Annotated in this window: 12 protein-coding genes; 7 read left to right on the top strand and 5 right to left on the bottom strand. The window is 71.6% G+C overall.

Annotated elements, in window-relative coordinates:
- Nucleotides 1-103: 103 nt before the first annotated feature.
- The 3 genes from tyrS to AOK11_RS27250 form a co-directional block, all read right to left on the bottom strand.
- Nucleotides 104-1,372: a tyrosine--tRNA ligase gene (gene tyrS, locus AOK11_RS27260; RefSeq protein WP_055596374.1), complete on the bottom strand. Its 1,269-nt coding sequence runs from the start codon at nucleotides 1,370-1,372 to the stop codon at nucleotides 104-106.
- Nucleotides 1,373-1,449: 77 nt separating this feature from the next.
- Complete coding sequence (locus AOK11_RS27255) at nucleotides 1,450-2,844, bottom strand: metallopeptidase TldD-related protein (protein ID WP_055596373.1); 1,395 nt, start codon at nucleotides 2,842-2,844, stop codon at nucleotides 1,450-1,452.
- Nucleotides 2,841-4,364 (bottom strand): TldD/PmbA family protein, encoded by a 1,524-nt coding sequence (locus AOK11_RS27250; RefSeq protein ID WP_055596372.1) that lies wholly within the window; start codon nucleotides 4,362-4,364, stop codon nucleotides 2,841-2,843. The genes AOK11_RS27255 and AOK11_RS27250 overlap by 4 nt, the downstream gene beginning before the upstream one ends.
- A 337-nt stretch (nucleotides 4,365-4,701) precedes the next feature.
- Between AOK11_RS27250 and fabG the strand changes: the two genes are divergently transcribed.
- From fabG to AOK11_RS27235, 3 genes are all read left to right on the top strand, one after another.
- Nucleotides 4,702-5,421: a 3-oxoacyl-[acyl-carrier-protein] reductase gene (gene fabG / locus AOK11_RS27245; protein WP_055596371.1), complete on the top strand. Its 720-nt coding sequence runs from the start codon at nucleotides 4,702-4,704 to the stop codon at nucleotides 5,419-5,421.
- A gap of 5 nt (nucleotides 5,422-5,426) precedes the next feature.
- Nucleotides 5,427-6,194 carry an enoyl-ACP reductase FabI gene (gene fabI, locus AOK11_RS27240; RefSeq protein ID WP_055596370.1) on the top strand — a complete coding sequence of 256 codons (768 nt, stop codon included), beginning with the start codon at nucleotides 5,427-5,429 and terminating at the stop codon, nucleotides 6,192-6,194.
- A gap of 207 nt (nucleotides 6,195-6,401) precedes the next feature.
- Nucleotides 6,402-6,752: a hypothetical protein gene (locus tag AOK11_RS27235; protein ID WP_055596375.1), complete on the top strand. Its 351-nt coding sequence runs from the start codon at nucleotides 6,402-6,404 to the stop codon at nucleotides 6,750-6,752.
- Here the strand turns inward: AOK11_RS27235 and AOK11_RS27230 are convergent.
- The gene (locus AOK11_RS27230; RefSeq protein ID WP_055596369.1) at nucleotides 6,730-7,422 is read right to left on the bottom strand and encodes a FadR/GntR family transcriptional regulator; all 693 of its coding nucleotides are present in this window, start codon (nucleotides 7,420-7,422) and stop codon (nucleotides 6,730-6,732) included. The genes AOK11_RS27235 and AOK11_RS27230 overlap by 23 nt on opposite strands.
- A gap of 73 nt (nucleotides 7,423-7,495) precedes the next feature.
- On the opposite strand from AOK11_RS27230, the gene AOK11_RS27225 reads away from it, so the two are divergent.
- The 4 genes from AOK11_RS27225 to AOK11_RS27215 all read left to right on the top strand — a co-directional run bounded on the left by AOK11_RS27225 (nucleotide 7,496) and on the right by AOK11_RS27215 (nucleotide 10,124).
- Nucleotides 7,496-8,962 carry a CynX/NimT family MFS transporter gene (locus AOK11_RS27225; RefSeq protein WP_420903018.1) on the top strand — a complete coding sequence of 489 codons (1,467 nt, stop codon included), beginning with the start codon at nucleotides 7,496-7,498 and terminating at the stop codon, nucleotides 8,960-8,962.
- A gap of 77 nt (nucleotides 8,963-9,039) precedes the next feature.
- Entirely contained in the window at nucleotides 9,040-9,156 is a 117-nt protein-coding gene (locus tag AOK11_RS46260) for an SGM_5486 family transporter-associated protein (protein ID WP_095534108.1), read from the top strand.
- A gap of 178 nt (nucleotides 9,157-9,334) precedes the next feature.
- Nucleotides 9,335-9,541 carry a hypothetical protein gene (locus tag AOK11_RS27220; protein WP_055596367.1) on the top strand — a complete coding sequence of 69 codons (207 nt, stop codon included), beginning with the start codon at nucleotides 9,335-9,337 and terminating at the stop codon, nucleotides 9,539-9,541.
- Between the two features lie 64 nt (nucleotides 9,542-9,605).
- Nucleotides 9,606-10,124 (top strand): SixA phosphatase family protein, encoded by a 519-nt coding sequence (locus tag AOK11_RS27215; protein WP_055596366.1) that lies wholly within the window; start codon nucleotides 9,606-9,608, stop codon nucleotides 10,122-10,124.
- A 184-nt stretch (nucleotides 10,125-10,308) separates the two neighbouring features.
- On the opposite strand, the gene serB is transcribed toward AOK11_RS27215, so the two are convergent.
- The coding region (serB, locus tag AOK11_RS27210) for a phosphoserine phosphatase SerB (protein WP_055596365.1) at nucleotides 10,309-11,182 on the bottom strand (874 nt) is incomplete at its 5' end.

The raw sequence follows: 11,182 nt of genomic DNA, 5'->3' as shown, positions 1-11,182 counted from the left end.
GACGGGGGCGGCCTCCGGAAACGTGGGGCACCCCACAGTCCACCGGAGGCCGCCCCCGTCATGTCACGCGAGGACGTTCACGTGGTGCGCCCGAGCGGTGTGCTCAGGCGGTCGTGACCTCCACCGCCGCGAGGTTCTTCTTGCCCCGGCGCAGCACCAGCCAGCGGCCGTGCAGCAGATCCTCCTTCGCGGGGACGGCGTCCTCGGCGGTGACCTTGACGTTGTTCACGTAGGCGCCGCCCTCCTTCACCGTGCGCCGCGCGGCCGACTTGCTGGGTACCAGGCCGACCTCGGCGAACAGGTCGACGACCGGGCCGAGTGCGGCGACCCGGACATGCGGCACCTCCGAGAGGGCCGCCGTCAGCGTCCGCTCGTCCAGCTCCGCCAGCTCGCCCTGGCCGAACAGCGCCTTCGACGCGGCGATCACGGCGGCCGTCTGACCGGCGCCGTGCACCAGCGTGGTCAGCTCCTCCGCCAGGGCGCGCTGCGCCGCGCGCGCCTGCGGGCGCTCCGCCGTCTGCTGCTCCAGCGCCTCCAGCTCCTCGCGGGACCTGAAGGACAGGATGCGCAGGTAGGTCGAGATGTCCCGGTCGTCCACGTTCAGCCAGAACTGGTAGAACGCGTACGGTGTGGTCATCTCCGGGTCGAGCCAGACGGCGCCGCCCTCGGTCTTGCCGAACTTGGTGCCGTCCGCCTTCGTCATCAGCGGCGTCGCCAGCGCGTGCGCCTCGGCGTCCGGCTCCAGGCGGTGGATCAGGTCGAGCCCGGCCGTGAGGTTGCCCCACTGGTCGCTGCCGCCCTGCTGGAGCGTGCAGCCGTAGCGCCGGTACAGCTGGAGGAAGTCCATGCCCTGCAGGAGCTGGTAGCTGAACTCCGTGTAGCTGATGCCCTCGGAGGACTCCAGCCGCCGTGCGACGGAGTCCTTCGTCAGCATCTTGTTGACGCGGAAGTGCTTGCCGATGTCCCGCAGGAACTCGATCGCGGACAGGTTCTGCGTCCAGTCGAGGTTGTTGACCATCGTGGCCGCGTTCTCGCCCTCGAAGGACAGGAACGGCTCGATCTGGCCACGCAGCCGGTCCACCCAGCCGGACACCGTCTCCGGGTCGTTCAGCGTGCGCTCCGCCGTCGGGCGGGGGTCGCCGATCTGGCCCGTGGCGCCGCCCACCAGCGCCAGCGGCCGGAGTCCGGCCTGCTGGAGCCGGCGCATCGTGAGCACCTGCACCAGATGTCCGACGTGCAGGGACGGCGCGGTCGGGTCGAAGCCGCAATAGAACGTGACAGGACCGTCCGCGATCGCCTTGCGCAAGGCGTCCTCGTCGGTGGACTGGGCGAACAGCCCGCGCCACTTCAGCTCGTCGACGATGTCCGTCACGGTTCTCGCGTCTCCTCGGTGCTTCTTCGGTTCGTTGCCGTCCGGGCAGTCGGGTGACGGCCCGGACAGCAACGAGGTTATACGCCCCGGCTGACAGAACTCATATTGAAATCGGGGACCCGCAGCGCGGGCATCGCGGCCCTGGTGAACCAGTCGCCCCACTCCCTGGGCAGCGTCTTCTCCGTGCGCCCCGCCTCCACGGCCCGGCCCAGCAGGTCCACCGGCGACTCGTTGAACCGGAAGTTGTTGACCTCGCCGACGACCTCGCCGTTCTCGACGAGGTAGACGCCGTCCCGGGTCAGACCGGTGAGCAGCAGGGTCGCCGGGTCCACCTCGCGGATGTACCACAGGCACGTCAGCAGTAGCCCGCGCCCGGTGGCCGAGACCATCTCCTCCAAGGAGCGGTCGCCGCCGCCGTCCAGGATCAGGTTGTCGATCGCCGGCGCCACCGGCAGCCCGCTGAGGGCCGCGCTGTGCCTGCTGGTGGTCAGCCGGTTCAGCTCGCCCTCCCGCACCCAGTCGGTGGGCGCCAGCGGCAGCCCGTTGTCGAACACCGACCGATCGCCCCCGGAGGAGTGCGCGATCACGAACGGGGCCGACTCCAGGCCCGGCTCGTTCGGGTTGCTGCGCAGGTTCAGCGGCAGCCCGGTCAACCGCTCGCCGGCCCGGGTGCCGCCGCCGGGCTTGGAGAACACCGTGCGGCCCTCGGCCGCGTCCCGGCCGGAGGCCGACCACAGCTGGTAGATCAGCAGGTCCGCGACGGCGGTCGGCGGCAGCAGCGTCTCGTACCGGCCGGCGGGCAGCTCGAGCCGCCGTTCGGCCCAGCCCAGCCGCACCGCCAGCTCGGCGTCGAGCGCCGCGGGGTCGACGTCCTTGAAGTCCCGCGTGGAGCGGCCCGCCCACGCCGAACGGGTACGGTCCGGCGACTTGGCGTTGAGCTCCAGCGTCCCGTTGGGCTGGTCGTGCCGCAGCCGCAGGCCCGTGGACGTGCCGAGATAGCTGGACACCAGTTCGTGGTTGGCGAAGCCGTACAGCTCCCGGCCACCGGCGCGCGCGCGTGCGAACGCCTCCCCGAGCGCCGGAGCGAAGTCCGCGAACACGGCGGACGAGGTCTCCGCGGGCGCCTCGGTGAACTCGGGGGACTCGGCTACTCCCGTGACCAGCGGCTGGGCGTCCTCGGCGGGACCGGAACCCCGCGCGGCGGCCTCGGCGGCCCGCACCAGGGGCTCCAGTTCGTCGACGGTCACCGCCGACCGGGACACCACACCGGACGCGGTGCCCTCCACGCCGTCCACGGTGGCGATGACGGTGAGCGTGCGCCCGCGCGTGACACCGTTCGTGGTGAGCGAGTTTCCCGCCCAGCGCAGATTGGCGGTCGACTGCTCGTCGGCGATCACGACACAGCCGTCGGCCCGGGACAGGGCGAGAGCGCGCTCGACGATCTCGTACGGCTTGGTGGTGCGCGCGCTCATCGACCCGCCTCCTGCGTGGTGTTCAGAATGTTGACGCCCTTGAAGAGGGCGGACGGGCAGCCGTGCGAGACCGCCGCGATCTGCCCCGGCTGGGCCTTGCCGCAGTTGAAGGCGCCCCCGAGGACATACGTCTGCGGGCCGCCGACCGCCGTCATGGAACCCCAGAAGTCGGTGGTCGTGGCCTGGTAGGCGACGTCCCGCAGCTGCCCCGTGAGCCGCCCGTTCTCGATCCGGTAGAAGCGCTGCCCGGTGAACTGGAAGTTGTACCGCTGCATGTCGATGCTCCACGACCGGTCGCCGACGACATAGATGCCCCGGTCCACACCCCCGATCAGATCCTCGGTCGACATCCCGGCCGGATCCGGCCGCAGCGACACGTTGGCCATGCGCTGCACCGGCACATGCCCGGGGGAATCCGCGAACGCGCACCCGTTGGACCGCTCGAACCCGGTCAGCCGCGCGATCCGCCGGTCCAGCTGGTAGCCGACCAGCGTGCCGTCCTTCACCAGGTCCCAGGACTGCGCCTCGACGCCCTCGTCGTCGTACCCGACGGTCGCCAGGCCGTGCTCGGCGGTGCGGTCGCCGGTGACGTTCATCGACTCGGAGCCGTAGCGCAGCGTGCCGAGCCGGTCGAAGGTGGCGAAGGAGGTGCCGGCGTAGGCGGCCTCGTAGCCGAGGGCCCGGTCCAGCTCGGTGGCGTGCCCGATGGACTCGTGGATGGTCAGCCACAGGTTGGAGGGGTCCACGACCAGGTCGTACAGGCCCGGCTCGACACTCGGCGCACGCATCTTCTCGGCCAGCAGCCCGGGAATCCGCTCCAGCTCGTCGTCCCAGTCCCAGCCGGTGCCCGTCAGGTACTCCCAGCCACGCCCGACGGGCGGTGCGAGGGTGCGCATGGAGTCGAACTCACCGCTCGACTCGTCGACGGACACGGCCGTGAACACGGGGTGCAGCCGCACCCGCTGCTGCGTGGTGACGGTCCCCGCGGTGTCCGCGTAGAACTTGTTCTCGTGCACGGTGAGCAGCGAGGCGTCCACATGGTCCACCCCACGCGCCGCCAGCAGCCGCGCGCTCCACTCGGCCAGCAGCCCGGCCTTCTCCCCTGCGGGCACGTCGAACGGGTCGATCCCGTACGACGACACCCAGGTCCGCTCGGCATGCACCGGCTCGTCCGCGAGCTCCACCCGCTCCTTCGACCCCGCCGCCCTGATCACCTGGGCGGACAGTTTCGCCATCGCCACGGCCTGCGACGCGACCTTGGCGGCGGCGTCCGGGGTGAGATCCACGCCGGACGCGAAACCCCACGTCCCGCCGTGCACCACGCGCACCGCGTACCCCAGGTCGGTGGTGTCCGACGAGCCGGCCGGCTTGGCGTCCCGCAGCCGCCAGGACGCGTCGCGCACCCGCTCCAGCCGGAAATCCGCGTGCTCCGCCCCGAGCGCCCGTGCCCGCGCGAGCGCCGCGTCGGCGAGGGGGCGCAGGGGCAGCGCCAGGAACGTCTGATCAACTTCGTGGGGCACGAGTGGGGATTCCCTTCGAACGCTCGCTGACGGACCGTCGAAGGCAGTGAATCATGCCGTGCCCCCGGGTCCCCCGCGTTTCCCCGCGCTCGCTCCGGCCGCCTGTACCCCGGCGAACGGCACGGCGCGTGGCGCGACACGGCGGTGGGACGACGCGGACCGGGACCCGGGCCGTTTCTGTAGGGATCCGACAGTGAGTCCCATCGGCCACTGTCGGTGCCCGAATGTCCTCCGGTGCGCCCGGACCGATAGGTTTTCGGTGAAGCCGCCTGCCGTCGCCGCCTGTCATTCAGGTGTTCGGGCGGGGGAACCAGACCGCTATCGAAAGGGTGATCCGTTGAGCCGCTCGGTTCTCGTCACCGGAGGCAACCGGGGCATCGGCCTCGCCATCGCCCGCGCGTTCGCCGACGCCGGTGACAAGGTCGCCATCACGTACCGCTCGGGTGAGCCGCCGGCAGCCCTCACGGAGTTGGGCTGCCTCGCCGTCAAGTGCGACATCACCGACTCCGAGCAGGTGGAGCAGGCCTACAAGGAGATCGAGGCCCAGCACGGCCCGGTCGAGGTGCTCGTCGCCAACGCCGGCATCACCAAGGACCAGCTCCTGATGCGCATGTCCGAGGAGGACTTCACCTCGGTCGTCGACACCAACCTCACCGGCACCTTCCGGATCGTCAAGCGTGCCAACCGCGCCATGCTGCGCGCCAGGAAGGGCCGGGTCGTCCTGATCTCCTCGGTGGTGGGCCTGGCCGGCCAGGCGGGACAGGCGAACTACGCCGCGTCCAAGGCCGGCCTGGTCGGCTTCGCGCGCTCCCTCGCCCGTGAGCTGGGCTCGCGCAACATCACCTTCAACGTCGTCGCGCCCGGCTTCGTCGACACCGACATGACCAAGGTGCTCACCGACGAACAGCGGGCGGGCATCGTGGCGCAGGTGCCGCTCGGCCGGTACGCGCAGCCCGAGGAGATCGCTGCCGCGGTGCGGTTCCTCGCCTCGGACGACGCCTCGTACATCACTGGAGCCGTCATTCCCGTTGACGGCGGACTGGGAATGGGTCACTGAACATCATGAGCGGAATTCTCGAGGGCAAGCGCGTCCTGATCACCGGTGTGCTGACGGAGTCCTCCATCGCCTTCCACACCGCCAAGCTGGCACAGGAGCAGGGCGCCGAGATCATCCTGACCGCGTTCCCGCGGCCCACCCTGACCGAGCGCATCGCCAAGAAGCTCCCCAAGCCCACCAAGGTCATCGAGCTCGACGTGACCAACGAGGAGCACCTGGGCCGCCTCGCGGACGTCGTGGGCGAGGAGCTCGGCGGCCTCGACGGCGTCGTGCACTCCATCGGCTTCGCGCCGCAGGACGCGCTCGGCGGCAACTTCCTGAACACGCCGTTCGAGTCGGTCTCCACGGCCATGCACGTCTCGGCGTTCTCCCTGAAGTCGCTGACCATGGCCTGCCTGCCGCTGATGCAGAACGGCGGCTCCGTCGTCGGCCTCACCTTCGACGCGCAGTACGCCTGGCCGCAGTACGACTGGATGGGCCCCGCCAAGGCCGCCCTGGAGGCGACCAGCCGCTACATGGCCCGTGACCTGGGCAAGCAGAACATCCGCTGCAACCTCATCTCGGCGGGCCCGCTCGGTTCCATGGCCGCCAAGTCCATCCCGGGCTTCGGCGAGCTGGCCTCCGTCTGGGACACCCGTGCCCCGCTGGAGTGGGACCTGAAGGACCCGGAGCCGGCCGGCCGCGGTGTCGTCGCCCTGCTGAGCGACTGGTTCCCGAAGACCACGGGCGAGATCGTCCACGTGGACGGCGGACTGCACGCCATCGGCGCCTGAGCCCCGGCCGGGTTCCGCCCGCAGTGGCCTTCGAGGGCCCGCACCCCTGAGGGGTGCGGGCCCTCGGCCGTGTCACCCGATCGGCTCAGCAGGGCAGGCGGGGTCCGACGTCGGCAGGGGACCGTGGGGTACGCGTTCGCCGCGTGATCCCCCTCCCCCCAGCACGGCCGAGGAGGTCCCCTTGTGCGCTTCTACCGCCTGGCCTCGATGACCGTCGCCGTCGCCGCCGGTATCGGCCTCGTGCCGATCCTGGCGTACGACGCGATGCCGCACGCGCGCGTGCACCCCGCCGACGCGGGATCGGACGCCGCGGCGGCCGACGATCCCTTCGGGGCCGCCTGCCGGATCGGGGTCGACGGGTCCTGGGTGACCGCGTACTGCCACAACCCGTACCCGGGCATCGACCACGTGCGCCTGCACATCGAATGCGCCCGATGGTGGGACCTCGACAGCGACAGTGCCCCGGTGGCTGCTGGGCCCGCGCAGACCGTGCGGCTCGCCGGACGCTGCTGGAAGGAGGTCGGGACGGCGTGGATCAGCCACCGGAAGGCGGGCTGACGCGTCCCGGACGGCACACGAACGGATAGGCGGCGGCCTCCTCGGCCGCCGTCGCCGCGTCACCCGCGCGGATCGCGTCCAGCAGCCGCGAGTGGTCCATGTGCGTCCGGGGGGTCAGCTCCTGGCCCACGTCGTCGCGCAGCCAGTCCCGCAGGACCTCGCTCAGGTCCGCGTACAGCGCGGTCAGCACGTCGTTGTGCGACGCGGCCACGACGGCGAGGTGGAAGGTGGTGTCCGCCGTCACGAAGGATTCCGCCTCACCCGACTCCCAGGCCTCCTCGCGGCGCAGCAGCAGCGTGTCGAGCTGCTTGAGGTCCTTCTCGGTGCGCCGCCGGGCGGCCAGCCGCGCCGCGGACGCCTCCAGGGTGGAGCGCAGTTCCGCGATGTGCCCGGGGTCGGCGTCGGCGAAGCGCCGGTGCATCACACCCGCCAGCTCGCTCGTGGCGACGACATACGTGCCCGAGCCCTGGCGAATGTCCAGCAGCCCGTTGTGCGCCAGCGCGCGGACGGCCTCACGGACCGTGTTACGGGCCACCCCCAGCTGTTCGACCAGCTCCGGCTCGGTCGGAATGCGGGAGCCGACCGGCCACTCGCCCGAGGCGATCTGGGTGCGCAGCGTGGCGATGACCTGCTCGGACAGCGCGGAGCGACGGGGATGACTCAGGGGCATGACACACCTTCGCACGACGGAGGCGTCGGACGGCGCTCCAGGCGTGGACAACCAATCATCCTATGATTCTATGATGGGTTTCATGGCTGGCGAGGAATCCCGGACGGTCGCGTCCACGACCACGTGCGCGGCGGCTCCGGCCTCCGACGGCACGGAGACCCGTGAGGGGCCCGCCGGGAATACCGACGGCCCGGAGCCGGGTCACCGGGAGGCCGGTGACCCGGAGGCCGGTGACCGAGGAGCCGGACGGTCCGGCACGCGCGCGTGGACGGTGCGGCTGCTCGTCGTCGGCATCGTGCTGGCGGCGCTGAACCTCCGACCCGCCATCGTCAGCCTCGGCGCGCTGCTCGAGGAGGTCCGCACCGGGCTCGGTATGAGCGGCACCGTGGCCGGACTGCTCACCTCCCTGCCCTCGCTGTGCTTCGCCGTCTTCGGCGTCACCGCCCCACGGCTGGCCCGCCGCTTCGGCCCGGGTGCGGTGGTGTGCGCCGGCATGACCGCCATCGGCGCCGGTCTGCTGATACGCCCGTTCACGGGGAGCACGGCGGGCTTCCTCGCGGCCAGCGCCCTCGCGCTCATGGGCATCGCCGTCAGCAACGTCCTGATGCCGGTCATCGTCAAGCAGTGGTTCCCGGACCGGGTCGGTTCCATGACCGGCCTGTACTCCATGGCCCTCGCCCTCGGCACGGCCCTGGCCGCGGCGGTGACCGTGCCGGTGACCGAGGCACTGGGCGGGAAATGGGAGTCGGGACTCGCCCTGTGGGCGGCGCTCGCCGCGGCTGCCGTACTGCCCTGGCTCCTGTTCCTGGGGGAGCGGGGCAGGGCACCGGCGGAGCGGACGCCCGCGCGGGAGCGGCACAGGGGAGAGCGGCGTACGCCGGGAGAGGGAACGCCGGGGGAGCGGGTGCCCGGCCGGCACCCGTCACGGGAGCAGACGCCCGCACCCGGGCTGCGGATCACCCGCAGCCGGACCGCCTGGGCGCTGGCCGTCTTCTTCGGGCTCCAGGCGACCGCCGCCTACATCACCATGGGCTGGATGGCGCAGATCTTCCGGGACGCGGGCGTGAGCGCGAGCACGGCCGGGCTGTTGCTCGCGCTCACCATGGTGATGGGCGTGCCGCTCGCCTTCGTCATCCCGCGCGTCGCCGCGCGGCTGCCCCACCAGGGTCCGATCGTGGTCGTGCTCGGCACGAGCGGGCTGGCCGGATACGCCGGGCTGTACTTCGCGCCCGCCGCCGGCGCCCTGGCCTGGGCGCTGCTGCTGGGCATCGCCAACTGCGCCTTCCCGCTCGCGCTCACCATGGTCGGGATGCGGGCGAGGTCCGGCGCGGGTGTGGCCAAGCTGTCGGCCTTCGCACAGAGCACCGGCTATCTGATCTCCCTCCCGGGCCCCCTCCTGGTGGGTGTCCTCTACCAGCACAGCGGCGGCTGGGGCCTGCCGCTGGCGCTCGTGGCCGCCCTGCTGATCCCGCAGATGGTCGCGGGCGTGCTGGCGGGCCGCGCCCGCACGGTGGAGGAAGAGGCGGCGGCCGGCCGCTGAGCCCGCGGCCTCCCGGTCTTCCGACCCGCCCCGCCCCCGGAGCGCGCCGGACCGGTGGCGGGTGCGAGACTTGCCCCATGCCAGTCCTCGACCCGAACCCCCAGAACGGCCAGAAGAAGATGCTGCTCGTCTTCGGCGCGTTCTTCGCCATCTTCATCGTCATCGGTGTGATCGCGAGCATCCTGGCGCCGTGACGCCCCCGCCGCCGCCCCGGCCCGGGGCCCATGGTGGTGCTGGCACCCCTATCCCCTAGGGGGCCAGGCTCAGGGTCAAGTAGGTGGGTCACCGGATGGGTTGGGAGCCCGGAAGTACATACCTTCGAGATGTGACCGCGAGACGCGGCCACGGACCACTCGAAGAGCGGAGGCCCCCATGTCGGCGCGCACGCACACCCGGCCCCACCCGGCTCCCCGGGGCGGCGTCGACCTCCGGCTGCCGTGGTGGGCCCTCGCCCTGCCCGCACTCGCCTTCGTCGCGCTGCTCACCCTGCTCCTGAACCCCGCGGACGCGCACGCGGCGACCGCCGAGCCCGGGATCACCCACCTCATCGAGCGGGCACAGCAGCTCATAGCCCGCTGAGCACCCTGGAAGTGGCCGTCAACTACCTGCGCCCCATGGCCTGTTTCGTGCGAAGCTGGGTCACATGAGCGTCGCAGAACCCCGCAGGATTGTCCTTTTCCGGCATGCGAAGGCCGACTGGCCACCGGTGGCCGACCACGAGCGCCCGCTCGCCGAGCGCGGCAGGACGGACGCCGCAGTCGCCGGACGCAAGCTCGTCGACTCCGCCATCGCCTTCGATCTGGCCCTGTGCTCCACCTCGACCCGGACCCGGGAGACGTGGAAACTCGCGGTGCACGAGTTCCCGCAGCGCCCGAAGACGGTGTACGAGGAGCGGATCTACGAGGCCTCGCCCGGTGAGCTGATCGCCCTGCTGAACGAAACCCCGGACGACGCGCAGAACGTGCTCCTGGTCGGCCACAACCCCGGGGTCCAGGCGGTCGCCGAGATCCTCGCCGGATCGGCCGAGGGGGACGCGGGCGAGCGAATGAGCCGCCGCGGCTATCCGGCAGCCGCTTTCGCCGTGCTGTCCTTCACCGGCTCCTGGAAGTCCCTGGAGCCGGGCGTCGCCACCCTGCTCGACTACTGGGCTCCCAGCGAGTGACCCGCACGGCATGACGGCGGGGCCGGGCACCGACGGCGTGGACCAGGTGCCGGGCCCCCTCCCGGCAAGGGCCCCGGCGGCCGGGCACAGGACGCCCGCGAGCAGGAAGGCCGTGGCCCGGACGGACCGGGTGCGGTGCGGCCGGTGGGCCCGCGAGCCCTCCGCGCCGCTCAGTCCAGGCGGCTCAGTCCAGATCGAGGATGTCCGCCGCCTCGACCTCTTCGCGCGTGATGCCCAGCAGATACAGGACCGTGTCCAGGAAGGGGAAGTTCACGGCCGTGTGGGCGGCCTGACGTACCACCGGCTTGGCGTTGAAGGCGACACCGAGACCCGCCGCGTTGAGCATGTCCAGGTCATTCGCGCCGTCGCCGATCGCCACGGTCTGCGACAACGGAACCCCCGCTTCGGCGGCGAACCGGCGCAGCAGCCGCGCCTTGCCCGCCCGGTCCACGATCTCGCCCGTGACCCTGCCGGTCAGCTTCCCGTCGACGATCTCCAGTGTGTTGGCGTGGGCGAAGTCCAGCGCGAGCTGCTCCTTCAGATCGTCCGTGACCTGGGTGAACCCCCCGGAGACCACACCCACCTGGTAACCGAGCCGCTTCAGCGTGCGGACCAGGGTACGGGCGCCCGGCGTCAGCCGTACCTCGTTGCGCACCTTGTCCACCACGGAGGCGTCCAGTCCCGCCAGCAGCCGCACGCGTGCGTGCAGCGACTGCTCGAAGTCCAGTTCCCCGCGCATCGCCGCCTCGGTCACCTCGGCGACCTTGTCCTCACAGCCCGCGTGGGCGGCGAAGAGCTCGATCACCTCGTCCTGGATGAGTGTGGAGTCCACATCCATGACGACCAGGCGCTGAGCGCGCCGGTGCAGTCCGGCCGCCACGACGGCGATATCGACGCCGAGCTTCGCCGCATCGGTCACCAGGGCGGTGCGCAGCGGCTCCGTCTCCGTGCCGGACACCGCGAACTCCACCGCGGTCACCGGGTACTTGGCGAGCCGGAAGACACGGTCGATGTTGGCGCCGGACCGGGTGATCCGCGCGGCGATCGCCGCCGCCGTC

The sequence above is a fragment of the Streptomyces hirsutus genome, assembly GCF_001418415.1.
Lineage (GTDB): Bacteria > Actinomycetota > Actinomycetes > Streptomycetales > Streptomycetaceae > Streptomyces > Streptomyces hirsutus.
The sequence above is the reverse complement of the archived record's forward strand: the minus strand, read 5'-3'. Positions and strand labels throughout refer to the sequence as shown.